Source organism: Bacillus sp. FSL K6-6540, assembly GCF_038007545.1.
On sequence record NZ_JBBOXH010000001.1, the window covers coordinates 2,254,414 to 2,278,488 of the forward strand.

Consider the following 24,075-nt stretch of genomic DNA (forward strand, 5'->3'; position numbering starts at 1 on the left):
TGAAATGAAGTGGAAAAAAGTGATGGCATGTATGCTAGTGCTCTCTTTAATGGGTGGCAGCACCCTTTTGTTTGCGGATTCCGTCAATGAGCGTGTTCGGGTTTGGCTGAACGGACGCGAATTGAAGGATGGCGGATATTTGATTGATGGCAAAACCTATGTGCCGGTCCGGGAATTTGACGGGGCTGTGGACTGGAATTCGGCGAATGGACAAGTCCAGGTCGTCAAGCCGAATGTGCATATTTTTCTCTTTAAAGGAGATACTGTATTCGGCAACGTAAACAAAGGCAAGCTGAAATTCAATGTATTTAGCCAGGTAGACAGCTTAAACAACAATATTCATGCCGTAAAAGTAGCGATCGAGGATCCTTCGGGCAATATCAAGGACATCCAGTCCCAGGAAGTGAAGGACCGCAAGGATAACTTCTGGTTCCGAACCTATGATTTCACATACGATTTCAAAACGGCCGGAAAATACTCGGTAGGCTTTTATGTAAAAGTCAAATCGGATGACGGTTTTGTGAAAGTTGCGGAGAAAGTGATTACCGCCCTAAATTGATGGGTCCATAGCCGCTTGGCAAAAATTGACCTGAAGAAGCTATCCGTGATACGATACGAAAGTATGATAATTTAACCGAAGTGAGGTTTTTTCAATGAGCGAACACAAACATGAACACGGAGATGCTTGCGGCTGCGGTCACGATCATGACCACGACCACGAACATGAAGAGTTTGTGCTGACATTGACGGATGAAGAAGGAAAAGAAGTAGAGATGGTTCTCGTGGAGACATTTGATGTCGGCGAGAAGCTTTACGCGCTTTTGCTTGAACGCGAGAATCCGGAAGCGGACGGCGTCATTCTACGTATGGAAGAAGAGAACGAGGAAATGGTTCTTTACAATATTGAGGACGAAGACGAATGGAATGAAGTAGAGGCGGTTTACAACGAACTGGTCGCTGCTGCAAACCAGGAGTAACACTCCCTAACGAAAAACCCGATGCGAACCACTCGCACCGGGTTTTTTGTATTTTGCCTTAGAATATAGGATCCGTTTCCACGATGACTTTCACATTCTGAATGCTGCGATCCTCAGGACCTTTGACAGGCAGGCCGACATCGACATGATCGGTAATGTAATCGATGTTTTCCTGGGAAATCACTTCGCCCGGAAGCAAGATCGGAATTCCCGGCGGGTAGACATAGATGAATTCGGCAATAATGCGTCCGGCCGATTCCTTGAACGGCACGACCTCCGTATCCCCATAAAACGCATCGCGGGGAATGAGCGACAGCTGCGGAATTTCCGGCGTTTTCACGACCAGCTCATTAATTTCGTTCACGTGCATGTACTGGTCCGAAAGCTCTCGGAGCGCCGTCAGCAGAATATCGATCGTCTCCCGATTGTCTCCCGGTGTAATGAGGCACAAAATGTTGTACATATCGCTGAGCTCCACTTCAATATTGTAGTGGTCCCGCAGCCAGTTCTCGGTTTCATATCCCGTAATGCCAAGATGGCGTACATGAACGGTCAACTTGGTCGGATCATAGGAGTACGTTGCTTCTCCGCCCAGTATTTCCTTCCCGAAGCAGTACAGGCCTTCGATTTTGTTGACTTCGTTTCGTGCATATTGCGCCAATTCAATCGTCCTTGCAGCCATTTCCCGTCCATGCAGCGCCAGGCTCCGGCGAGAAGTATCCAGCGATGCCAGCAGGATGTAGGAGGTCGACGTTGTGGTCAGCATACTGATGATGGTCTGCACGCGGTAAGGATTGATGTATCCGTTCTTGGTGTTCACGTTCAGCACGGAGCTTTGGGTCATCGATCCGCCGAGTTTATGAACGCTGGTTGCAGCCATATCGGCACCGGCTTCCATCGCCGACATCGGAAGTTCTTCATGAAAATGGATCAGAACCCCGTGCGCTTCGTCCACAAGCACGGGAACGTTGTAGCTGTGGGCCAAATCGACGATTTCCTTCAGGTTAGCGCTCACCCCGAAGTACGTCGGATTGATGACCAGTACGGCTTTGACGTCAGGGTGACGCTTTAGCGCTTTCCGTACGGAGCTGATCGTGATCCCGTGATCGATCCCCACATTGGAATCCTGGGCAGGCGATACGAACACAGGCTTGGCACCGGTAAAGATGATGGCGGAAAGCACGGATTTATGAACGTTGCGCGGTACGATGATTTTATCGCCGGGCGAGCATACCGACATGATCATGGTCATGATCGCTCCGCTTGTCCCTTGGACACTGAAGTAAGTGTGGTCGGCACCGAATGCGTCGGCGGCCAGCTTCTGGGCTTCTTCAATGACGCCTGTAGGCTGATGCAAATCATCCAACGGCGCAATATTGATCAAATCTATAGAAAAGGCGTTATCCCCTATAAATTCCCTGAATTCGGCATCGGTGCCGAGGCCCTTCTTATGTCCCGGAATGTGAAATTGCACGGGGTTTTTGGCCGCGTGTTCTTTAAGCGCGGTGAAGAGCGGTGTACGACTGTGGTCCATGGACGTTGTCACAACCTTTCCTTATGTTTATTTTGTTATGATTTGTTGATTCCTGTTTTTATATAAACAAAATTGAGTATAGCAAAATAGGGGGGGAATGCAAGAAGAATGACCGGCTTTTTTTGCACGGCCCGGCAGCGCTTCATACTTTGGACATATAAAGGCGGAGGGATGCGTTCTTCATCGTTCCTTCATTAAAATATCATCCATAAGATAAACGTCTATCGACGTACTTTCTCAGAAGACAGACCGCGGTTAAAGGAAGTTTTACTTGCGATTATAGAATTGTTCAGCTTCGCTGAAAATTTATAAATTCTATAATCTTAAAAAAAGAGCTGCAACAGCAGCCCTTTACATCAATATATCATGCTCATTAAAACGCCATTTTATAAAGCGGCAGCAGCGTCTCAAACGTCTCCTGCACTTTTTGCACCAGCTCGTCCCCTTCAAGCTTGACGGCTTCCTCGCGCGGAATGCGCAGTCCGCACATGACCTCAGCTTTTTTCACCTGTTTCAGCTTCTCAATGAGGCGAACGAAATCCTCCTCGCTCATGTCCTGGTGAGGGGTGCCGGCCGGATTCATATGATCCATGGACCAATAGAAATGTTTAGGCAGCGCCTTCGCTGTTCTCTTGAGCTTGGCTTCCAGGTTGCCGGCAAATACGGTTTTGTTGGGGCTTTCGTAAATAATCGCGAAGATGACAAACAGATGGGTTCCGAACATGCCCACCTCAAAATGAGGCAGTGCTTTGTAGCCCCGTTTGCTGGCAGCCCATGCGACCCAGGTGTCAATCGGGGGATTAACGGTTCGTCTTGCATGCTTGGCCACATGCACAAACATCTCTTCCCCGACCAGCGCGGACACATAGGGGGCAAGCTCGGCCCCCAGCGTCTCAAGCTTGGGTCTTACCCGTTCAATGAGAACCTCCATACGGGCTTCGAGCCCTGGAACGGAGAATACGTCGAAATCCTGATCTTTAAATCCGGTAACCGTCATGAATGTGATGGCCTCCCTGTTGTTTATGATGAACACTTACTAAACTCGGCTTTTGGATAACCCATTATACCATAAGGCAAGTGGACGTCAGGCATGACCCAGGAAAGTTTCACCGTATTTTCATGCGGGTTAAAAATAGTCAATAAACCAAGTTACCGTTACATAAGATGGAGTATAAGATATAGATAAGACAACATCAAAAGCAGCCATGGGGGAAATCTTCACCGTCGTTTTTCAGATCGGTAGTAAACCGGAGGAGGGAGTGCCGTGAATAAGAGCGAGGAAGTGGAGTATTGCAACCTGGAGCTCCGGTTTGATCGCCGGCATATCCAGGACCTAATCAAGGAATTGATCCAGGAAGGATATTCGCTTTATTGGAGCGAGAATGAAACGCAGTTTGTCATTTCGATCCGAACCGGACGCAAGCTGGTAAAGCTGCGGTTTCAACGGACAGGAAGCGGTTTTAAGCTGGTAGGCGATTATATGATCCGCGATCCCAAGCTTGCGGAATGGATGGAGAAATTAATCGAGAATACCCGTGGCCACGCTGTCGTCAAACGTTTCAAGGACCGGCAGATATTGATCGAGAATATTTTGTTTGGCGAGGTTATAAGGCTGGTGGAAATATCCGGTTACCGGCAGCGTGTGCTGTTTCAGAAGGGGACGCCGATGACGGAGCAGGAAATGGTGCGGTTGTTCGAATCGGATGAGGGGGAACAGCGGCTCCTTCTGTCCAGGCTGGAAACCGATGATGAGCTTGAGAAGCTCCATGCCGCCCTGCAAGAGGGGAATCAGGACAAAATCGCGGCCTGCAAGCAAAGACTCCGCGAGCTTTCCTTGGAGCTGATGAGGCTGGAGTGGTAATTCACTTCATCGAACGATACAAGAGTAAAGCACGAACAACACTCCGAAACCGAAGGGGTGTTTTCGCGCGTGTTCTCATTTTGTGACAGGGGTTCACTTGTCAAATGAAAAACGTTAATATAAGATTATTGCAAATCATCTCGTAGGGATGGGTTGTTTAAAAATATATTGGAGCAAAGGATGGAGAACCAGATGTCAAAACAACAAATCGGTGTGATTGGCCTTGCTGTAATGGGAAAAAACCTGGCCCTGAACATCGAAAGCAAAGGCTTCACCGTTTCCGTATATAACCGCTCTCCGCAAAAAACGGAAGATATGCTGAAGGAAACCGAAGGCAAGCAAGTGAAAGGAACGTTCTCGATCGAAGAATTCGTGGATTCCCTTGAAACTCCTCGCAAAATCCTGATCATGGTACAGGCAGGACAAGCTACGGACGCTACGATTGAACAGCTGATTCCTCATTTGGACCAAGGCGATATCATCATCGACGGCGGTAACGCTTATTTCCCTGATACGCAGCGCCGCAGCAAAGAGTTGGCTGAAAAAGGCTTTAACTTTATCGGTGCAGGCGTTTCCGGCGGCGAAGAAGGCGCATTGAAAGGCCCATCGATCATGCCAGGCGGACAGGAAAGTGCCTATAAGCTGGTTGAGCCTATTCTGACGGCCATTTCCGCGAAGGTTAACGAAGAGCCTTGCTGTACATATATCGGACCGGACGGTGCCGGCCATTATGTAAAAATGGTTCACAACGGTATCGAATATGGCGATATGCAGCTCATTTGCGAAGCGTATCAATTGCTGAAAGACGTACTCGGCCTCGATGCGAAGGATCTTCACGGAATCTTCACGGAGTGGAACCAAGGCGAACTCGACAGCTACCTGATCGAGATCACGGCTGACATTTTCTCCAAATACGACGAAGAAACCGGCAAGCCGATGGTTGACGTCATCCTGGATACGGCGGGTCAAAAAGGAACAGGCAAATGGACAAGCCAAAGCTCCCTGGATCTGGGCGTGCCGCTTTCCATGATCACCGAATCCGTATTCTCCCGTTTCCTCTCCGCGATGAAAGAAGAGCGCGTTGCGGCAAGCAAAATCCTGAATGGTCCAAAAACGGCTGCATTTGACGGCGACAAAGCCGAGTTCATCGAAAATGTGCGCAAAGCGCTGTTTGCGAGCAAGATCGTATCCTACGCTCAAGGCTTCGCACAGCTTCGCGTAGCGTCCGATGAATACGGCTGGAACCTGCAATACGGCAATCTCGCTAAAATCTGGCGCGGCGGCTGCATTATCCGTTCCCGCTTCCTGCAGAACATCACCGATGCGTATGAGAACAATCCGGAGCTTAAGAACCTGCTGCTGGATCCGTTCTTTACCGATATAATCGAATCCTATCAAGATGCATGGCGTAAAGTCGTAGCTTCCGCGGTTTCCTTGGGCATTCCGGTGCCTGGATTCTCCAGCGCGCTTGCATACTACGACAGCTACCGTACGGCGAACCTGCCAGCGAACCTGCTGCAGGCTCAGCGCGACTACTTCGGAGCGCACACCTTTAAACGCGTTGACAAAGAAGGAACCTTCCACTACAACTGGATGGAGTAATCCTGCTCTTTTATCGGCAGCGTCAATTCGACTCTGTCCTGGATGGACTAATTCTGCTCTCTTGCAGCAGTATGGATACCGTCCTCAGGGATCGAGGACATCGATTCAAACGCGCGGGCTTTAGTAGGGGAGATAGCCTCCGCCAGCTCGGGAAGCCCGTGCATGGCTTCTAAGAGACAGGTGCGGATGTCGCCGTTCTTTGTGTGAAAGTGGTTTCCGCTTCCGAGCAAGAGCAGCGCGGCTTCGCAATAACTGTTGAAATTTTGCAGCAACCGTGGCTTTGAAAGATCTTGTAGCGCAGGATCCTTCAGAGCCACTTTTTTTTGGACAAAATGAAGCACCCACATCACGTCCTCGCGGCACAGCGGGTAGGATGGATCGAGCATCCGGCGGATCCGCTTGGCCGAGGAAGAGAGTCCGGTTGGATGAAATGGCACCATGGGTTCATTCCTTTCTTCTAATCTTGCATTCTTGTAACAGTGTATGATGCTTAGGAACAAGATAGACTCCATAAATAAGGGCTTGGCTTGAGGCATTTGGATTACATTTTAGAGAGTTGGGTCCATTGTCGAAAGATTTGGGGCTGTGGTATGATATGAACAACCTTTACAGTGAAGCAGCGAATGGGGTGTGAAATTGGATAAGCTGGGTAGAAACATCATTCTGATCGGGATGATGGGTACGGGCAAGTCAACCGTGGGGCGCCTCGTGGCGGACTCGCTCGGCTACAACTTGATAGATCTGGATGCGGAAATTGAGAGAATGGAAGGCAGAACGATTTCCGAGATGTTTGAAACGGAGGGAGAGCCGTATTTCCGCGAGGCTGAATCCGCTGCATTGCGCAGCGTTTTGCTCCGGGATGGAATCGTCCTGGCATCCGGCGGCGGAGCCGTCCTTCGTTCCGAGAATTGCGACGCAATGAAACGAGGCGGCTGGGTCGTTGCCCTCACAGCGGATGCCGCCAGCATCGTGGAACGCGTACGGGGCGATGCCAACCGGCCGCTGCTTGCGGGCGATGTCGAAGAGAGGGTTCGGCGCATCCTCGATGAGCGAAAGGACAAATACCGGTTTGCGGACGTGATGGTGGATACGGTTGGCCGATCCGCGGATGAAGTGGCGGCTGACATTTTAACGCATTACCGCGGCTAAGATGATAAGCGGACCCGGCTTGGAATGGTGATGGATGAGATTTTAATCAAGGGAGTTTGCGAGCGGGATCAACTCAAGCACAAACACAAGCAAAAAAAGGCGGGGATCATGTTCATCCCGCACCTTCTTTACGGCTTGCCTATACTTCATCGTCATGCCATTGCAGCATGCCGCCCTTCATGTTGATCACGTTGTTCAAGCCTTGGTGATTGAGAAATTCGCATACGTGTTGACTGCGTCCGCCGCTGCGGCAGATAAAGACAACCTCTTGGTCGCGCGGAATTTCGTCCAGGCGGTTCGGAATCTCGCCCATCGGGATATGCTTGGCACCGCTGATCATCCCGGCGGCAACCTCTTCATCCTCGCGGACATCAATCATGTACACCTGTTCGCCGTTTTGAAGCCGGCTTCTAAGCTCCGAAGTTTCCATTTGAGGGATCGGTTTCATCATATAGACCTCTTTTCTTAGCATAAATGAGTAAGATCGCAAACGATCTGATTTTCCGGTTCACATGAACTATGATAACCAAGCGGTTCTTTCCCTGTCAATTTATCCTAGGGAGATTGTAATGCTGGTAATCGCAACACTATATACAAGGGAGAGATACATACGATGGATGTTATCGTCAGGCCTACGCCTATTTTAAAAGGGGAAATCGGAGCACTGTCCTCCAAGAACTATACCACCCGTTACCTTCTTGTGGCTGCCCTAGCGGAAGGAACGAGCACGATTTATTACCCTGCCCACAGCGAGGATAGCGATGCGATGAGACGCTGTATCCGGGATCTCGGAGCCGTGATCGAGGAGGACGAGGAAAAAGCCGTGATTACGGGCTTTGGAAAATCGCCGCGGGATGTGAAGGAGCTGAACGTTGGCAACGCCGGTGCCGTCCTGCGCTTCTTGATGGGCGTAACGGCATTGTCTAAAGAGGTTACCTTCGTCAATGCGTACCCGGAATCACTGGGCAAGCGTCCTCATGACGATCTCATTGAGGCCCTTGGCCAATTGGGCGTGGAAGTGGAGCATAACGATGGCAGGCTGCCCATCACGATTCGCGGCGGCCAACCGAAGGGCGGCAAGCTCACCGTTTCAGGCGAAGTAAGCTCGCAGTATTTAAGCGCCCTGTTATTCTTGACTCCATTGCTTGCCGAAGACAGCGAGATCACCGTTACCGGAGATCTGAAATCCAAGGTCGTGATCGGTCAGACCCTGGAAGTGCTGGAGCAGGCCGGCATTACGATTCACGCAGCGGACGACTATACGTTCTTCCGGGTTCCCGGAGGGCAATCCTACGAAGCCAAGACCTATACGGTTCAAGGCGATTATCCGGGGTCTGCTGCCGTGCTGGCGGCTGCCGCGGTTACGCAGTCCGATGTAACGATCCGCAATCTGTCGGAGGACAGCAAGCAGGGCGAGCGCGCCATTATCGACGTTCTTCGAATGATGGAGGTTCCGCTCACGCATGAGAACGGAAATGTCCATGTGCAGGGCAACCGCACCCTGAAGGCGCTGGAATTCGACGGAGACGCGGCAACGGACGCGGTGCTCGCGATGGTGGCGGCAGCCGTGTTTGCCGAAGGGACCTCCCGGTTCTACAACGTGGAGAATCTCCGTTACAAGGAATGCGACCGGATTACGGATTATTTGACCGAACTGCGTAAAGCAGGAGCCAACGTGGAGGAGCGCCAAGCCGAGATTATCGTTCATGGCCGTCCGGGCGGCGTCGAGGGCGGGGTTGAGATCAATGCCCATTACGATCACCGGGTGATCATGGCCCTCACGGTGGTCGGGCTGCGCGCAGGACAGCCGATCCGGATCAAGGACGCCCACCATGTAGCCAAGTCGTACCCGCAATATTTTGATCACATGAAGGCGCTTGGCGCCGATGTAGAATGGGTAAAATAGAGGAATAGGCCAAGATTCTCATCGATAAGGAACGGAAAGGTGGTCATGAACCATGGCATTTGAAAATCCTACGCGCGAAGAAATCGCGGATATTTTACGAAATGCGGGCAATATCGCTGTCGTTGGCCTGTCTGATCGGCCGGACCGCACATCCCATATGGTTTCTGCCGCGATGCAGCAACGCGGATACCGGATCATCCCGGTAAACCCTGGTGCAGCCGAAATCCTCGGCGAGAAAAGTTATCCTTCCCTGAAGGACATTCCCGAGCCGATCCATATCGTCAATGTGTTCCGGCGCAGCGAATACTGCGCCGATGTAGCACGGGAAGCCGCCGAGATCGGTGCGAAGGTGCTCTGGCTGCAGCAGGGAATCATCAGTGAGGAGGCGGCGGCCATCGCCGAAAGCAGCGGCATGATCGCGATTATGGACCGCTGCATCAAGGTCGAGGATTCCATCGCATTGGGCGGCCGTTAAACTTCAATACGCATATCGGAAGAATAGGCAAGTCTTGCGTAGAAAACAGCCGGTGGCAGACTGGACATGGTCCGGTTCTGTCGCCGTTCTGTTTGCAGGGCTTGCTTTTGCTGTGGGCATTTGCCCTTAATTCTTTTTGACAAAAACAGGCGCAGCGCTTACCATCAAGGATAGAAAGGAGGGCTCGCCTTGAATTGGTTGGGATCGTTGCAACAGCTGGGCAGAGCAGTCATGCTCCCTACAATGGCGCTTCCGGCGGCAGCTCTCCTGCTTAGCGTGGGGAGTTTGCCATGGTCGGCGTGGGGCTTCGGAACCTTGGGCGAAATCGCTCAGGCAGCGGGGCACGGGGTGTTTTATTACATGCCGTATTTATTTGCCATTGGCGTCGCATGGGGACTCTCGAATCAGGGAGGTCCCGCCGGACTCGCCGCCCTTGCCGGCATGTTCATCTATGATCAGGTCATATCCCGTCTGGGAGACGGGAGCGTACAGCCCTCGACCTTGATCGGCATTATATTTGGGGTAATGTCCGGTTACGTGTATAACCGGTTCAAACATATTAAGCTTCCCGAAGCCATACAGTTTTTTGGAGGCTCCAGATTTGTACTGCTGTTCATGGGATTGTTCTCAACGATATTCGCTTGGATCATGCTGGGGACAGCACCCCTGGTGCAGCGCGGGTTAGATGCTTTTTATGATCTTACCGTACATATGGGAGCTTTCGGTTTGTTTCTATACGGAATTTTGTACCGCGTGCTCACGGCCTTCGGTCTGCATCATTTGTTAAACAATGTGTACTGGTTTCAGCTGGGCTCCTACGAGACGGAGGATGGTACCGTCGTGCAGGGGGATCTGCCCCGGTTCTTCGCGGGGGATCCCACGGCTGGCGACTTCATGGCCGGTTTGTTCCCGATCATGATGTTTGCCCTGCCGGCGATCGCGTTTGCCATTATCCAGGAAGCGCGTGAAGATCTGAAGCCGAAAGTGAAAAAGACGTTTATGCGGTCCGCGCTTGTCTGTTTTTTGACCGGGGTATCGGAGCAGATCGAGTTCGCGTTTTTATTTGCGTCTCCATATCTGTATGTGCTCCACGCCTTGATGGCCGGTTTCGCGATGGTGCTTACCTATGCATTTGACATCCATCACGGTTTTTCGTACTCGGCCGGATTCATCGATTACGTGCTTAACTTCCATTTATCGCAGAACGCCTGGATCATCATACCGATCGGGGCCGTGTACGGCATCGTCTACTATTTTCTGTTCCGCTGGGCGATACGCACTTTCGAAATCCCCACGCCGGGGCGCGAGGAGGGCTCGGCGCTGGAAGGCCGGGCAGGCGACATTCCCTATCAGGCACCGCTCATTCTGGAGGCGCTTGGAGGCAAAGACAACATCGTTCAGGTGCAGTCCTGCATGACGCGTCTGCGATTGACCGTATACAATGATCGTCAGATTGATTCTGACGCACTGAAACTGCTCGGTTCAGCCGGCATTATCAAGCTGGGCGGAGGGAACGTGCAAGTGGTGTTCGGGACGTATTCCGAGCTCATCCGCGAAGAGATAAACAAGCTGATGCAGCAGGATTTGCCGCGCGTTCTGTTCATTGCGCCCGTACAGGGACGCATGCTTCCGATTGACGAAGTGCCGGATGATATTTTTGCGGCGAAGCTGGTCGGCAACGGCGTTGCCTTCATACCGGAAAAAGGAGAGCTTGTATCACCGGTATACGGCACGGTCATGCACGTGTATCCGACGATGCATGCCATCGGGATTTCAACGCCGGAAGGGCTTGAGGTATTGATTCATATCGGGATCGACACTTCCCAGCTGAAAGGACCGTTTACGGCTGTGGTCAGCGAAGGGGATACCGTTGAACCGGGGCAACTGCTGGTCAAGTTCGATTTGGCGTATTTAAAGACACATGCCGCATCGTTGGCCACGCCAATGGTAATCACCAATCCCGATAAAGTAAGATCCTGGAGCTATGCTCCGTTCAAGACCGTGAAGAGAGGACAGTCATCTGTCATGTCCGTCGTATTAAATGAGAGTAATGCTGGGGGTAGAGAATCATGATACAAGGCATTGGCGCAGCAACAGGCGTAGCTATCGGTAAGGCTTTCGTACTGCCGCATTGGGAGCTGGATCTTCCGGATTCCGAAATGGACGCTGTCGATTTAGCCAAAGAGTTCGAGCGCTTATATGAAGGCATACGAACCTCCAAGAATGAAATTGAATACATCAAGAACGAATTCAAGGAAATGGTGGGGCACGAGGAGTCGCAGATTTTTGACGCGCATCTGGCCATACTGGAGGATCCCGTGTTCATGAACGAAATTCAAGGGATCATCGAGCGTCAGTACAAGGCTGCCGAGGTGGCGGTAAAAGAGGCGATCGATCATTTCGTATCCATGTTCGATCTGCTGGACGACGAGTACATGAAGGAGCGGGCGCTTGATATTAAGGATGTCGGCAATCGGCTGCTGAAGCATCTTCTTGGTGCTCCCGAAGTGAAGCTCCCGGCCGATACGCAGCCTTACATTTTGGTTGCGAAGGAGCTCTCCCCGTCGCAGCTCGTTCATCTAAACCCTTCCCACGTTCTTGGTATCGTGACGATGACCGGCGGCAAGACCTCTCATTCGGCGATCATGGCCCGCGCGCTGGGCATACCGCTCGTTTCGGGAATCGAGAATAAGCTGGATAAACCGATCCAGACCGGACAGCAGTTGGTGGTGGACGGAGATGAGGGGTTGGTCTATTTGGAGCCTGACACGCTCATCGTGGAGCGGTATGAAGGCATCCGGGACCAGCAGCGGAAAAAGAAAGAGCAGCTGCAGCTCCTGGCAGCCGTTGATGCGGTCACCAAGGACGGAACATACTTTAACCTGGCCGCGAACATGAACTCCGTTAAGGAAATGGAGATTGCGCTGAAGAACGGCGCGCAGGGAGTCGGATTGTTCCGAACGGAGTTTTTGTATATGGACCGGCACAACTTCCCGACGGAGGAGGAGCAGTTCGAAGTGTATAAACTGGTTGCGGAGAACGCAGGCCAGGCATCCGTCGTGATTCGTACGCTGGATATTGGCGGCGATAAGCAGCTGGATTATTTCGCGCTTCCGGAAGAAGAAAACCCCTTCCTCGGGTACCGCGCCATCCGCATCAGCTTGGACCGAACCGAACCGTTCCAGACCCAGCTTACCGCGATTCTGAGAGCCAGCGCATACGGCAGCGTCAAAATCATGTATCCGATGATTTCATCGGTAGAAGAAGTCAAGCAGGCCAATGCCGTGCTGCGGCGTGCCATGGCCGATTTGGACCGACGCGGCATCGCCTATGATCCGAACATCAAGGTCGGCATCATGATCGAGGTGCCTGCAGCGGTCACGATCTCGGATTTGCTGGCAGAAGAGGCCGATTTCTTCAGCATCGGGACCAATGACCTGGTTCAGTATGTTCTGGCCGTGGACCGGATGAACGAGCAGATCGCGCATATGTATCATCCGTTTCATCCTGCCATTTTGCGCATGCTCCGGACGACGGTGGAGGCTGCCCATGGGGCAGGGATTCCAGTCAGCGTGTGCGGAGAACTGGCCGGAGACGAAAGAGCGATTCCGCTATGGCTTGAGCTCGGCGTCAAGGATTTGAGCATGTCTCCGCAATCCCTGCTCCGCGTGAAGCATCGCATTTTGAATACGAATGCTGCAGAAGCGAAAGGAGAAGCGGCGGCTTGCTTCAAGCTGCGTACCAGCTCCGCTGTCGAAGAACGTCTTAGCGCTTTTGCCGAACGGAGCAGTTATCTGAACGGAACCAACGGGACGGACAGCACGGCGTCTTAACCGTTAAGATAGGGATCATCGACTTTTTCCAGGCTTCTTTTTTTAAAGGACAAGCTATATGAGCATAAAAAAACAGCCGCCTATCTCACCAGGAGCCCTGGTGACAAAGGCGGCTGTTTCTGTATATGGGGGATGAGGAGTAATTATTTGCCTTGCTGCGCCAGCGCATCGCAGAAGGCTTTGCCGTATGGCGGAAGATCCGGAGGCCGGCGTGCGGAAATAATATGTCCGTCGGTCACGACCGCCTCATCCTTCCAGATCGCGCCCGCATTTTCCATATCGTCGCGGATTCCCGGCGTGGAAGTAACGGTAACTCCGTCCAGGATTTTGGCGGAGATCAGCACCCATCCTGCATGGCAGATCTGTCCGATCGGCTTCTGGTCCTCGTTCATTTCTTTCACCAGTTGAAGCACTTTATCATATCGGCGCAGCTTGTCCGGCGCCCAGCCGCCCGGTACGAGTATTCCGTCATAATCCTTGCTGTTCAGCTCTTCAAACGAATACTCGGCCTGAGCCGGAACGCCATATTTGCCGGTGTAAATTTTCCCCTTTTCCAGCCCGGCAAGATGGACTTCCGCTCCTTCCTCGCGGACCCGGTAAACGGGATACCATAGCTCCAAATCCTCGAATTCTTCATCTACAAGCGCTATAACCTTTTTTCCAGTCAATCGCATAATTGGCCTAGCTCCTTTCTCAAAAATCTTGATATAACCGTAACGCTGCGCATTCGGTCCTTTAAGACTGTATTCATTGTAACAAATATGGAGAGGAGTTTCATGGAAGCGTCCGAAGAAGGAACATTTGAAAACATTTCTGGTAAATAAAGCATTATCACAAATTTGGAGGATTCTCTGGTATGATAGTCGAATAGAACTAATTCAGGTGACAGATTTGTGACATGGGACTGTTGGTTTTAGATTACGTGATAGGATTTGGGGTGGGCATTTTGTTCAAAACCTGCAACTGCGGACAAAGTATGAAATTGGAATTAAGAAAGCTGATTCATGAAAGAAAAACTCGGATATGTGATGTTCCTGTTTATGCCTGTCAGGCCTGCAAGAAGTATGAGCTTCTGCCTCTTATTAAACCGGATTTGCTTCGCTATCTCGCATCGATTAACAATGAGACCGAGCGAATACGCGTTTCGTTCGCAGATGTCAATGAAGCCGCATATGTTCTTCGTGAAGTGTTCCGTACATACGATGATGATTCGTCGCCCGAATGGCAGGCGCGCTGCATGGAAGTGTTTGACGAGCGCATTAATATGCTGTTGGATCTATTTCGTTATGCCCAGAGCCTGGCCGACGGCGACTGGATGAGACAAATTGAGGGGCGTCTCGAGCAATTAAGCACCATAAAATCTCTCATTCCTGAAAATTCGAGCAATTATGCAAGATAATTTTCAGAAAATTTTCGTGGTTGTTGGATTTTTCACGCACTTTTTGTTAGGATAGAGGATAGGAACTTCAATACAATGAAGGGAATGTATATCCTATGGCGACGTTGACGAAAATGACTACTATAGAAGAGCTGCGCAGCACGCTGGAATCTTCCGATCGGAAGCACTTGCTATTGTTCAAACATAGTACCAGATGCCCAATTAGTGCCGGAGCCTACAGGGAAGTGCAAGCTTACCTTGAGGACCAGCCGAACGAGGGGATCGACTATGTGTGGATCGATGTCATTGCGGACCGACCGGTGTCGAGTCAGGCTGCCGAAACTCTGAACATCCAACACGAATCGCCGCAAGTTATACTTGTAAAAGAAGGAGCGCCAGTCTGGCATACATCCCATTCCCATATTACGGCTGAAGCGCTGAAAGCTCAATTGGACGGCATATGATGCCGTGTCGTTGCACAAAGCAGTAATTTGTCGTATCATAAATTCAATTGGTATTGAACGAATGAAAATCTATTGGCAATGGAGAGAAGGAATTTGACGGTAACCATTTACGATGTTGCGCGCGAAGCAGGCGTTTCCATGGCGACGGTATCCCGGGTTGTAAACAATAACCCGAACGTTAAGCCTCAGACCCGGAAAAAAGTATACGAAGCGATTGAACGTTTAGGGTATCGTCCGAATGCGGTAGCCAGAGGCCTGGCCAGCAAGAAGACCACAACCGTCGGCGTTGTGATCCCTGACATTTCAAACTCGATCTTTGCGGAGATTGCCCGTGGTATTGAGGATATTGCTAACATGTATCACTATAATATAATTTTGTGTAATGCCGACAAACGTAAGGAAAAGGAAATCCGCGTTATCAACACCTTGCTCGAGAAGCAAGTGGACGGGCTGTTGTTTATGGGTGGAACGGTGACGGACGAGCATATCCAGGCGTTCCAGACATCGGCTGTGCCGATTGTTCTCTGTGCGACCAGTGATGAGAGAGGTTCTTATCCTTCGGTCGACATCGATCATGAACAGGCTGCGTTTGATGCGGTCAACACGCTGATTCGGCACGGACACCGCGAGATCGCTATGATCAGCGGCACGCTGCAGGATCCGGCAAACGGCTATGCTCGTTTCCAAGGCTACAAAAAAGCGCTGGAAGCGGCAGGCATCGAGTATCAAGAGGATTTGGTGCGGATCGGTAACTATCGTTATGAGTCCGGCGTGGAAGCGATGAAGTACTTCCTGGGCCTCAAGAAGAAACCAACCGCTATATTTGCCGCTACCGACGAGATGGCGATTGGCGCTATTCATAGCATTCAGGATGAAGGCTATAAGGTGCCGGATGACTTCTCGATCATCAGCGTAGACAATATCCGGATGGCTTCGATGGTACGTCCACAGCTGACAACGGTGGCCCAACCGATGTATGATCTGGGAGCCGTAGCGATGCGTTTGCTTACCAAGCTGATGAAGAAGGAAAATGTGGAGAATCCTCGCGTGATTCTGCCGCATGAAACGATTCTTCGCCTCTCGGTCAGCCATGTGAACGAATAGGCTGCGCGAAACCAAACGTTTAGATGAACAAGATGGATTCGAGAAAAGCTCCTGGTTTTAAGGGGCTTTTTTCTGGTGGGATTTTTTTATGCGCTCTTATAATCAGGAGGGATATCGACATGACAACACAGGTGATCGGCCTTATCGGGGCGATGGACGAAGAAGTGGAGCTGCTGCTCGGTCAACTGGAGAATAAAGAAACAACCGTTAGGGCAGGAGTTACCTATGCATCGGGAACGATCCATGGCAAGCAGGTCGTCGTATGCAAGAGCGGGGTGGGCAAGGTCAATGCAGCGGTTACCACGCAGATCTTGATCGACTTCTTCGGCGTTTCCAAAATATTGTTTACCGGCGTAGCGGGCGCGCTGCATCCGGAGCTCAACATCGGCGATATCGTGATCTCCTCTTCATGCATGCAGCATGATATGGACGTGACGCCGTTAGGTTTTGCGCGCGGGGTCATCCCGTATCAGGAGCTGTCCGATTTTCCCGCCGACGCCTCTTTGATCCAGCTGGCGGAGGAGGCCTGCAAAGAGCAGGCGGTGAATCATTACATCGTAGGGAAGGTCCTGTCTGGGGACCAGTTCATTGCCAGCCGCGATACGGTGCAGACGCTCTACGAGGAATTGAACGGGGCTTGCGCGGAAATGGAAGGCTCTGCCGTTGCCCAGGTATGTTACATGAACGGCGTGCCTTATGTGGTGATCCGATCCATGTCGGATAAGGCCGACGGTTCTGCGCATGTCAACTTCCCCGAATTTACTGTAAAAGCTTCCAAGCGTTCTCATGAAATCGTGAACTATATGCTGGGCAAACTCTAGCAATTAAATGATAGGAAGCGCTCGTTACTGCTTAATCCGGCATGAGCGAAAGATACACAAACTCCCCTGAGCAAAGCCCAGGGGAGTTTGTTTTATTGAGGATTGATTTAATACATAAACCGCTGTCTGAAACGGATCCGGTCGAATTGTTCTTGCGATGAAAGCGGCACGTGCCGTCCGATTCTGACCATGAGGCAGTTGGCGGGATGGGAGCAGATTTCCGGATCGTCGGTTGCGTACCATTCCATATCCACGACTTTCATTAAGCGCTCCATCATTTTGCGATAATCCCACACGTTAAGGCCGCTGCCTTTTAGGTCCCAATGCCAGTAGTATTCGGTCGTAAACACGATGTAGCGCTCCATCTGGCCTTCCTCGAATGCGGTTTTGATCATCCGCTGCCCAAGGCCTAGGGAACGGTAGTCTTTCGCAACCTCGATGGCACCAAGCTCGATCAAATCTTCCATATTGCCCTCAGACCAGCGCTCCTGCTCATCCGGGTGATGAAACGTTACGTATCCTACGATCATATCTCGGTCCCTCGTGATGATGATTCTGCCTTCGGGCAGGCCTGCAATTTCCACCAAAGCCTCATGCTGCTCCGCAGGACGACGAAAAGCCTTGAGATCAGGGTGCATGGTCAGTTCGGATAGCTGCTCGGGAGGTACAGGTCCTTCGATGATCAGGCGGCGGTCTTCAGGGAACAAAACATGAGACTGGTATACCTTGCAGTGTTCCATCCGTTACGCTCCTTTCAATTCCATACCCTACTTATAGCAAAAAAATAAAAAAATGAAAAGCAATGACAGGCAAACAAAAGCTATGATATAATCTTTTCGACATAAAACCTTCACAATTGTATCGTACTTAACGATATGTTTCCTTGCGAATTCCAAGGGTTAATGACTCGATGACTGTGACAACGTGATAACCCGCCGCAATGTGTAAAATGGATGTTTCATTCAATCATTTTGTAAGCGCTGTCCACTATGAGGAGACCGATTTGAGAATGAGGAGGATGTTATCATGAATCAAACGCATAGCGAAATATTGCCAAGTGAAGTATCACATTCCAATATGAAGAGTTACGAGCAGGCACGCTCCGAGTTTTCATGGGACGAAATCGAGAGACATTTTACTTGGTATGAGACGGGTAAAGTAAACATGGCGTACGAGGCAATCGACCGTCATGTAGCGGAGGGACGAGGAGACAAGGTAGCACTCTTGTACAGTGACGCCGCCCGCGAGGAGACTCTTACTTTTGCGCAATTGAAAGAGAAATCCGACAAGTTCGGCAATGTGCTGCGCAAATATGGCGTGGGCAAAGGCGATCGGGTATTTATCTTTATGCCGCGAGGCCCTGAGCTCTATGCCGGTTTGCTTGGTATTTTGAAGGTTGGTGCCGTGGTAGGCCCATTGTTCGAGGCGTTCATGGAGACGGCGGTAAAGGATCGCTTGGAGGATAGCGGAGCGGTTGCGCTGATTACGACGCCTGCGCTGTTGTCGCGCGTGAAACGGGATGAGCTCCCCGAACTGAAGCATATCTTTGTCGTTGGCGAAGTGGAAGAAGAGGATCCGCGTCTAGTAAACTATCATGAGGAAGTTGAAGCCGCATCCAGCGAGCTGGAGATTGAATGGCTCGAGCGGGAAGACGGATTGATCATGCACTATACATCAGGCTCAACCGGGAAACCGAAGGGCGTGTATCACGTTCAGAACGCGATGGTGCAGCATTATTATACAGGCAAGGTTGTTTTGGATTTAAGGGAAGACGATATATATTGGTGTACGGCGGACCCGGGTTGGGTAACCGGTACGTCATACGGTATTTTTGCGCCATGGTTGAACGGCGTGACCAATGTCATTCGCGGAGGCCGCTTTAGCCCGCAGGACTGGTACAGCACATTGGTAAACAACAAAGTAACGGTATGGTACAGCGCGCCGACTGCCTTCCGGATGTTGATGGGGGCAGGTTCCGATCTCATCGACCAATATGATTTGAGCCATGTACGGCATGTACTGTCCGTTGGCGAGCCGCTCAACCCCGAGGTGGTGCGTTGGGGACACAAGGCTTACAAGCAGCGTATCCATGATACATGGTGGATGACGGAGACCGGGGGGCAGCTGATCTGTAACTATCCGGGGATGGCGATCAAGCCGGGATCCATGGGGCGTCCGCTGCCGGGCATTACGGCGGCGATCCTGGACGATCACGGGAAAGAAGTTGCTCCATATACGATGGGGAACCTGGCCATCAAGACACCTTGGCCGTCCATGATGAGAACCATCTGGAATAACGAAGCGAAGTATCAAGAGTATTTCCGTATTCCGGGCTGGTACATTTCCGGGGACTCGGCCTATATGGACGAGGATGGATACTTCTGGTTCCAGGGCAGAATCGACGATGTGATCAATTCGTCCGGGGAGCGAATCGGGCCATTCGAGGTGGAGAGCAAGCTTGTTGAGCATCCGGCCGTAGCCGAAGCCGGCGTTATCGGTAAACCTGATGTAACACGAGGCGAGATCATTAAAGCCTTTATCTCCCTGCGTGAGGGCTATACGCCTTCTCAGGAGCTCAAGGATGAAATCTATCGTTTCGTGAAGGAAGGTCTTTCCGCCCATGCCGCCCCGCGTGAAATCGAGTTTAAGGATAAACTTCCGAAGACGCGCTCCGGTAAGATCATGCGGCGCGTATTGAAAGCCTGGGAACTGGATCTGCCGACTGGCGATCTGTCCACGATCGAGGATTAATAAGCAGATCATAACAGAGCTGGCAATGAAGATGGCTAACCGCCATGTTCGTGGCCGGCTCTTTTTTATTTCAGAGCGTTATCTGTACGTCCTAAACGTTTTCTTTTAACAAGAGGAATAAACAACCGTATCGACCCATCTCCAGCTAAAAATAAAACCAGCCCTTCCACAGAGTAATGTCTGTAGAAGGGCTGGTTTTTACGTAAACAATCTATTTTTTCTCAAAATATACGGCTGGCGAAGCTGCAGATTCACCAATCGGATTGACAGCAGTAATTCTAAAGGTGCCGCCAATCGGGTTGCCCGAGGTGTAGTAGAACTCCGTGCTCTTGCTGGAGCCCAGAATCTGGTAGTTCCCGTCACTGTTCGGGCTGATATAGATATTGTATACCATGACCTCTTCTTCTGGGGCGTTTCCGCTCCAAGCGGCCTGGAAACCCTCCGGAGTAGCTGTGAGTGTCGGCTGGCCTGGTGCAGACGGTACAGTCGTGGCGCCTTCATTCCCAAGGCCGGGATCGATACCGGGCTCTTCCTCGGTGATGCCGTCATCAGGCTGATCGATGGTGTCATCCGGGTTCGTTTCGGTGTCGCCCGGTAATGGGAATCCCGATGTTGTGCCGCCCACAATAGCGCTTGGCTCAGACGTCTTGCCCGCTACGTCAACGGCGACGACGTAATAGGTCGTAAATACACCGTCAGCTCCAAGACCTGAGAAGACAAGGCTCTCGTCGCCAAGAATGACCTGGCCTTGATGAGTGTACGGGCTGCCGTTCACGGACTTAAAGAGCCGGTATCCGACAACATCAGGCGATCCGCTGGCATTAAAGCTGATGGAACCGCTGCCCACCGAATAATGTACGTTTTTCGGTGGAGTAGGGGCCTTGCCGTCGTCCGTTCTCGGATCGACCTTGCTCGGCATTCCTTTTTTCGCATCCTGCGGGAGATAGGATTCCAGCGCTTTCTTTTCACCTTTCATAACCTTCAAGGCGTTCTGGAGTTCCACAATCAGCTCGTCAATCGGCTTTTCGCGCTTGATTACGATTTGTTCTCTCAACATATCCAAAGGCGTTGCTTCCTGTGGAATATAATTTACGCCCCGATAGGTAATGTATTTTGCTTTGGCGATGCCGTCATCGCTTTCGGTAGGCACGAACTTCGCGTTGAACAGATCCGTTACGAATTTGTCCGTTAAGGAAGTCGGCAGTTTGCCGCTGTAAGCGGAGACCGTCTTGGACGTTATGCCTTCCGGCTTCTCGAACGTTTTGGTTGGGAACAGCTCCGGCTTAACGTCCGTCGCTTCGTTCATGATTCTGGCCCAGATGGCCTGGGCGTGCTTGCGCTGGTCGCCGACAAGCGTATTTTTTTGCTCCTTGTATCCGACCCATACGCCAAGCGTAACATCCGGCGAGTATCCCATGAACCAAACATCCCCGTAGTTCTGGGTGGAGCCGGTTTTACCCACGACGGGAACCTCATTGAATTTCTTGTACGTATCCCGGACCTTGCTGGCGGTTCCGTTCGTAATGACGGTACGCAGCATATCCGTCATGAGATACGCTGTCTGCTCGGAGAATACCTGCTCCGGTTTTACTTCGTGTTTATAAACAATATTGCCTTTGGAGTCCACGATTTTCTCGATCATGAATGCATCCGTGAATTTGCCTTGATTGCCGATGGAACTGTAGGCATTCGTCAGCTCTTCCACGGTCACGCCGTAATGCAATCCGCCCAGTACGCCGGTTGAAGCATTATAATCGTCTTCCTCCAAGGTAGTGATGCCCAGCTTCTTGGAAAACTCCCAGGCCTTCTCAATGCCGACCGTGTTGTTAAACAGCTTGAGTGCCACCGTATTGGTCGAATCGTTCAGCGCCTGTCTTGCCGTCATCAATCCTCTGTACCCGGTGTACGAGTTTTTAGGGATATGGAATACTTTGCTGTAGTCCTTTAAGATGATCGGTGAATCGTCCACCACGCTGGCAGGCTGAATCGCCCCCGTATCAAGTGCCGGTAAGTAGGCGGCAATAGGTTTCATGGCAGATCCGGGCTGCCGTTTCATTTGCGTAGCATAATTCATTTGTTCCGTGTTGAAATCCCTGCCCTCAATCATGCCGAGAATGGCGCCGGTTTTGTTGTCGATCATCATCGCGGCGGTTTGCTCCATTCCTTTTTCGGCGCTGTCAGGCAAGTAGTTGCTGTCATCCTCTGCAATGGAACGCATGGTCTTGTAGAGCGTCCGGTCGATGGTGGTGTACACACGGTAACCGCCGGTGCTCAGCTGAGCACGGGAAGCGTCCATCAGATCGGAGTTCGCTTGCGTGCCTTTTGCGTTCTCTTCAGCTTCCTGGCTTAGCTGCATCAGAATGTTCGATGCTTGACGTTCGACTTCCATCATGAGATAAGGATAAGTCACATAGGCTTTCTGCGTCCGAGGAGCCAGCGATTCTTTGATATCGAATGCTTTGGCCTCATCGTATTCGGCTTGCGTTATTTTACCTTCTTCCAGCATGCTTGCCAGCACGCGGTGCTGGCGGTTTATGGCCCGGTTGAACGATTTCTCATCAAATTCTCCTTTGCCGTTGAAGGCCGAGTAGGAGGATGGCAGCTGCGGAAGCCCTGCCAAGTATGCAGCTTGGGCCACATTCAGATCATTCAGATTGTTGATGTTGAATATTCCTCTTGCCGCCGCCTTGATCCCGAACAGCTGATATCCGCTCGAGCCGTTTCCGTATGGAACCTTGTTCAAGTAGGCCGTCAAAATCTGGTCTTTACTTAAGAAGCGCTCCATCCGCATCGCCAGCAGCATTTCTTTTACCTTACGGTTATCCGTTTTGTCACGACTTAAAAAAGTAAGCCTGGCCAGCTGCTGCGTCAATGTGCTGCCGCCGGTTTGAACCGGCTCATTCAACACGCGTTCCTTCACGGCGCGAGCGGTACCTTTTATGTCAACACCCTTATGTGTATAAAAACGGTTGTCTTCTATGGATACGACGGCATCTTTAACAAGCTGGGGAATCTCCTTGAACTCCACAGGTCGTCTGTCTTCTTCGGTTCTAAGCTGTCCGATCGGTGAGCCATCCGCGAAGTAGGCGAAGCCCGTTATGGCATTATCGTTCACCGTGTTCTCAATGAGGGCACGCGATCTTACCGGCTCATTCTCAACAATAGAGGTTACATAACCGGCTACGGCTCCTCCGGCGAACAAAACGCCCATCAGACCTACCACAAAGAGCCATCCGATGACGGATCCCAGCACCCGCAGAAAGGACCGTTTTCGCGGTTTTTTCTGTTGTTCAGGCTCTTGTTTTTTCTCCTCAACCATGAATGTATACTCCTCCTTTTAACGCACCTATTATAGCATAAATCGAAGGTTTTGAATCATGTGTACCTATATAGCGTGTCCTTTTTTGAGGAAGAATGACTTTTTTGGGAAGGGTGCAATACATATGCCGCCAAGTTCATACGGGAAAAAAGCTTTGAAGGCCCTTGATTTAAGGAGGAGCTTTTCGTTTCGGAGAGAGCCGTGCCACACAAAAAAAACCTGAAGGCCGAGGCCTTCAGGTTTTTTGGGTTCCGAATGAATCTTAACGGTTGTAGAATTCGACGATTTGTTTCTCGTCGATGTCTTGGGAAAGCTCGGAACGTTCTGGAAGACGGATGTATTTCCCTTCCATTGCTGCTTCATCAAACTCGAGGTAAGCTGGAAGATGCACGCGGTTAGCCAAAGCTTCCTTGATGGAAGAAAGGCTGCGGCTTCTTTCACGAAGGCCGATTACATCGCCAGTGCTTACAGCGTAAGAAGCGATATCGACTTTCTTGCCGTTCACAGTCACGTGACCGTGAGCTACCAATTGACGAGCGCCCGCACGGGAGTTGCTGAAGCCAAGACGGTATACCAGGTTGTCCAGACGGCTCTCAAGCAGGAACATGAAGTTCTCACCCGCGATACCTTTCATGCTGGTAGCTTTGTTAAACAGGGTGCGGAATTGCTTCTCGCCCAAGCCGTACATGTGACGCAGCTTTTGCTTTTCTTGAAGCTGCATACCGTAGTTGCTTACTTTTCTCCGTTGGTTAGGACCATGCTGACCTGGAGGGAAAGGACGTTTTGCCAATTCTTTACCTGTACCGCTCAGGGAGATTCCCAGACGACGGCTTAATTTAAATTTAGGACCGGTGTAACGTGCCATGTTATATAGACTCCTTTTTAATTAAAGTTTCATTAG

22 protein-coding genes are annotated in these 24,075 nt (G+C 51.1%); 14 read left to right on the top strand and 8 right to left on the bottom strand.

All coding sequences use genetic code 11. From position 1 onward, the window contains the following. Positions 1-4 precede the first annotated feature (4 nt). Together MHH82_RS09920 and MHH82_RS09925 are read left to right on the top strand one after the other, a co-directional pair. Positions 5-559 (top strand): copper amine oxidase, encoded by a 555-nt coding sequence (locus MHH82_RS09920; protein WP_015734300.1) that lies wholly within the window; start codon positions 5-7, stop codon positions 557-559. Between the two features lie 94 nt (positions 560-653). Beyond that, complete coding sequence (locus MHH82_RS09925; RefSeq protein WP_009589641.1) at positions 654-977, top strand: DUF1292 domain-containing protein; 324 nt, start codon at positions 654-656, stop codon at positions 975-977. A 58-nt stretch (positions 978-1,035) separates the two neighbouring features. On the opposite strand, the gene MHH82_RS09930 is transcribed toward MHH82_RS09925, so the two are convergent. Both MHH82_RS09930 and MHH82_RS09935 read right to left on the bottom strand, forming a co-directional pair. Further along, complete coding sequence (locus tag MHH82_RS09930) at positions 1,036-2,511, bottom strand: aminotransferase class I/II-fold pyridoxal phosphate-dependent enzyme (protein WP_036665945.1); 1,476 nt, start codon at positions 2,509-2,511, stop codon at positions 1,036-1,038. Positions 2,512-2,884: 373 nt separating this feature from the next. Next, positions 2,885-3,508 carry a YktB family protein gene (locus tag MHH82_RS09935; protein WP_340965453.1) on the bottom strand — a complete coding sequence of 208 codons (624 nt, stop codon included), beginning with the start codon at positions 3,506-3,508 and terminating at the stop codon, positions 2,885-2,887. A gap of 267 nt (positions 3,509-3,775) precedes the next feature. Here MHH82_RS09935 and MHH82_RS09940 point away from each other — a divergent pair, with 267 nt between their 5' ends. Together MHH82_RS09940 and gndA are read left to right on the top strand one after the other, a co-directional pair. Further along, on the top strand, positions 3,776-4,372 hold the full coding sequence (locus tag MHH82_RS09940; RefSeq protein WP_015734302.1) for a hypothetical protein: 597 nt from the start codon (positions 3,776-3,778) through the stop codon (positions 4,370-4,372). Positions 4,373-4,564: 192 nt separating this feature from the next. Then, entirely contained in the window at positions 4,565-5,974 is a 1,410-nt protein-coding gene (gndA, locus tag MHH82_RS09945) for an NADP-dependent phosphogluconate dehydrogenase (RefSeq protein WP_175320731.1), read from the top strand. Between the two features lie 47 nt (positions 5,975-6,021). Here gndA and MHH82_RS09950 read toward each other — a convergent pair whose 3' ends face one another. Continuing rightward, the gene (locus tag MHH82_RS09950) at positions 6,022-6,414 is read right to left on the bottom strand and encodes a hypothetical protein (protein ID WP_015734303.1); all 393 of its coding nucleotides are present in this window, start codon (positions 6,412-6,414) and stop codon (positions 6,022-6,024) included. A 190-nt stretch (positions 6,415-6,604) separates the two neighbouring features. On the opposite strand from MHH82_RS09950, the gene MHH82_RS09955 reads away from it, so the two are divergent. After that, a complete protein-coding gene (locus MHH82_RS09955) occupies positions 6,605-7,123 on the top strand; it encodes a shikimate kinase (RefSeq protein ID WP_340965457.1) in 519 nt (172 codons plus the stop codon). Positions 7,124-7,262: 139 nt separating this feature from the next. Here MHH82_RS09955 and MHH82_RS09960 read toward each other — a convergent pair whose 3' ends face one another. Continuing rightward, complete coding sequence (locus MHH82_RS09960) at positions 7,263-7,571, bottom strand: rhodanese-like domain-containing protein (RefSeq protein WP_175320732.1); 309 nt, start codon at positions 7,569-7,571, stop codon at positions 7,263-7,265. 165 nt (positions 7,572-7,736) lie between these two features. Between MHH82_RS09960 and aroA the strand changes: the two genes are divergently transcribed. The 4 genes from aroA (at position 7,737) to ptsP (ending at position 13,337) form a co-directional block, all read left to right on the top strand. Continuing rightward, the gene (aroA, locus tag MHH82_RS09965; RefSeq protein ID WP_251493744.1) at positions 7,737-9,029 is read left to right on the top strand and encodes a 3-phosphoshikimate 1-carboxyvinyltransferase; all 1,293 of its coding nucleotides are present in this window, start codon (positions 7,737-7,739) and stop codon (positions 9,027-9,029) included. 52 nt (positions 9,030-9,081) lie between these two features. Then, positions 9,082-9,504, top strand: coding sequence for a CoA-binding protein (locus MHH82_RS09970; RefSeq protein ID WP_009589621.1), 423 nt, complete (start codon positions 9,082-9,084; stop codon positions 9,502-9,504). 189 nt (positions 9,505-9,693) lie between these two features. Continuing rightward, complete coding sequence (locus MHH82_RS09975) at positions 9,694-11,577, top strand: glucose PTS transporter subunit IIA (RefSeq protein ID WP_340965460.1); 1,884 nt, start codon at positions 9,694-9,696, stop codon at positions 11,575-11,577. After that, positions 11,574-13,337: a phosphoenolpyruvate--protein phosphotransferase gene (gene ptsP, locus MHH82_RS09980; RefSeq protein ID WP_340965462.1), complete on the top strand. Its 1,764-nt coding sequence runs from the start codon at positions 11,574-11,576 to the stop codon at positions 13,335-13,337. The genes MHH82_RS09975 and ptsP overlap by 4 nt, the downstream gene beginning before the upstream one ends. 143 nt (positions 13,338-13,480) lie before the next feature. Here ptsP and MHH82_RS09985 read toward each other — a convergent pair whose 3' ends face one another. Beyond that, complete coding sequence (locus tag MHH82_RS09985) at positions 13,481-14,011, bottom strand: type 1 glutamine amidotransferase domain-containing protein (protein WP_340965464.1); 531 nt, start codon at positions 14,009-14,011, stop codon at positions 13,481-13,483. A gap of 224 nt (positions 14,012-14,235) precedes the next feature. Here MHH82_RS09985 and MHH82_RS09990 point away from each other — a divergent pair, with 224 nt between their 5' ends. The 4 genes from MHH82_RS09990 to MHH82_RS10005 all read left to right on the top strand — a co-directional run bounded on the left by MHH82_RS09990 (position 14,236) and on the right by MHH82_RS10005 (position 17,104). Next, positions 14,236-14,736 carry a hypothetical protein gene (locus MHH82_RS09990; protein ID WP_015734309.1) on the top strand — a complete coding sequence of 167 codons (501 nt, stop codon included), beginning with the start codon at positions 14,236-14,238 and terminating at the stop codon, positions 14,734-14,736. A 95-nt stretch (positions 14,737-14,831) separates the two neighbouring features. Further along, positions 14,832-15,179: a bacillithiol system redox-active protein YtxJ gene (gene ytxJ, locus MHH82_RS09995; RefSeq protein WP_009589575.1), complete on the top strand. Its 348-nt coding sequence runs from the start codon at positions 14,832-14,834 to the stop codon at positions 15,177-15,179. 93 nt (positions 15,180-15,272) lie between these two features. Then, on the top strand, positions 15,273-16,283 hold the full coding sequence (gene ccpA, locus MHH82_RS10000; protein ID WP_015734310.1) for a catabolite control protein A: 1,011 nt from the start codon (positions 15,273-15,275) through the stop codon (positions 16,281-16,283). Between the two features lie 119 nt (positions 16,284-16,402). Beyond that, positions 16,403-17,104 (top strand): 5'-methylthioadenosine/adenosylhomocysteine nucleosidase, encoded by a 702-nt coding sequence (locus MHH82_RS10005; RefSeq protein WP_192569177.1) that lies wholly within the window; start codon positions 16,403-16,405, stop codon positions 17,102-17,104. Between the two features lie 107 nt (positions 17,105-17,211). Here MHH82_RS10005 and MHH82_RS10010 read toward each other — a convergent pair whose 3' ends face one another. Next, entirely contained in the window at positions 17,212-17,844 is a 633-nt protein-coding gene (locus tag MHH82_RS10010; RefSeq protein ID WP_009589652.1) for a GNAT family N-acetyltransferase, read from the bottom strand. Positions 17,845-18,130: 286 nt separating this feature from the next. Between MHH82_RS10010 and acsA the strand changes: the two genes are divergently transcribed. Beyond that, positions 18,131-19,855, top strand: coding sequence for an acetate--CoA ligase (gene acsA, locus MHH82_RS10015; protein WP_015734312.1), 1,725 nt, complete (start codon positions 18,131-18,133; stop codon positions 19,853-19,855). A gap of 211 nt (positions 19,856-20,066) precedes the next feature. On the opposite strand, the gene MHH82_RS10020 is transcribed toward acsA, so the two are convergent. Together MHH82_RS10020 and rpsD are read right to left on the bottom strand one after the other, a co-directional pair. Beyond that, the gene (locus MHH82_RS10020) at positions 20,067-23,174 is read right to left on the bottom strand and encodes a transglycosylase domain-containing protein (protein WP_251493751.1); all 3,108 of its coding nucleotides are present in this window, start codon (positions 23,172-23,174) and stop codon (positions 20,067-20,069) included. 262 nt (positions 23,175-23,436) lie between these two features. Further along, entirely contained in the window at positions 23,437-24,039 is a 603-nt protein-coding gene (gene rpsD / locus MHH82_RS10025) for a 30S ribosomal protein S4 (protein ID WP_009589567.1), read from the bottom strand. Between the last annotated feature and the right edge of the window lie 36 nt (positions 24,040-24,075).

What these genes read in the sequence shown, in the direction of transcription:
- MHH82_RS09920 (WP_015734300.1), top strand. Translation starts at nt 5, where the DNA reads ATGAAGTGGAAAAAAGTGATGGCATGTATGCTAGTGCTCTCTTTAATG.
- MHH82_RS09925 (WP_009589641.1), top strand. Translation starts at nt 654, where the DNA reads ATGAGCGAACACAAACATGAACACGGAGATGCTTGCGGCTGCGGTCAC.
- MHH82_RS09930 (WP_036665945.1), bottom strand. Translation starts at nt 2,511, where the DNA reads ATGGACCACAGTCGTACACCGCTCTTCACCGCGCTTAAAGAACACGCG.
- MHH82_RS09935 (WP_340965453.1), bottom strand. Translation starts at nt 3,508, where the DNA reads ATGACGGTTACCGGATTTAAAGATCAGGATTTCGACGTATTCTCCGTT.
- gndA (WP_175320731.1), top strand. Translation starts at nt 4,565, where the DNA reads ATGTCAAAACAACAAATCGGTGTGATTGGCCTTGCTGTAATGGGAAAA.
- MHH82_RS09950 (WP_015734303.1), bottom strand. Translation starts at nt 6,414, where the DNA reads ATGGTGCCATTTCATCCAACCGGACTCTCTTCCTCGGCCAAGCGGATC.
- MHH82_RS09960 (WP_175320732.1), bottom strand. Translation starts at nt 7,571, where the DNA reads ATGAAACCGATCCCTCAAATGGAAACTTCGGAGCTTAGAAGCCGGCTT.
- aroA (WP_251493744.1), top strand. Translation starts at nt 7,737, where the DNA reads ATGGATGTTATCGTCAGGCCTACGCCTATTTTAAAAGGGGAAATCGGA.
- MHH82_RS09970 (WP_009589621.1), top strand. Translation starts at nt 9,082, where the DNA reads ATGGCATTTGAAAATCCTACGCGCGAAGAAATCGCGGATATTTTACGA.
- ptsP (WP_340965462.1), top strand. Translation starts at nt 11,574, where the DNA reads ATGATACAAGGCATTGGCGCAGCAACAGGCGTAGCTATCGGTAAGGCT.
- MHH82_RS09985 (WP_340965464.1), bottom strand. Translation starts at nt 14,011, where the DNA reads ATGCGATTGACTGGAAAAAAGGTTATAGCGCTTGTAGATGAAGAATTC.
- MHH82_RS09990 (WP_015734309.1), top strand. Translation starts at nt 14,236, where the DNA reads ATGGGACTGTTGGTTTTAGATTACGTGATAGGATTTGGGGTGGGCATT.
- ytxJ (WP_009589575.1), top strand. Translation starts at nt 14,832, where the DNA reads ATGGCGACGTTGACGAAAATGACTACTATAGAAGAGCTGCGCAGCACG.
- MHH82_RS10005 (WP_192569177.1), top strand. Translation starts at nt 16,403, where the DNA reads ATGACAACACAGGTGATCGGCCTTATCGGGGCGATGGACGAAGAAGTG.
- MHH82_RS10010 (WP_009589652.1), bottom strand. Translation starts at nt 17,844, where the DNA reads ATGGAACACTGCAAGGTATACCAGTCTCATGTTTTGTTCCCTGAAGAC.
- acsA (WP_015734312.1), top strand. Translation starts at nt 18,131, where the DNA reads ATGAATCAAACGCATAGCGAAATATTGCCAAGTGAAGTATCACATTCC.
- MHH82_RS10020 (WP_251493751.1), bottom strand. Translation starts at nt 23,174, where the DNA reads ATGGTTGAGGAGAAAAAACAAGAGCCTGAACAACAGAAAAAACCGCGA.
- rpsD (WP_009589567.1), bottom strand. Translation starts at nt 24,039, where the DNA reads ATGGCACGTTACACCGGTCCTAAATTTAAATTAAGCCGTCGTCTGGGA.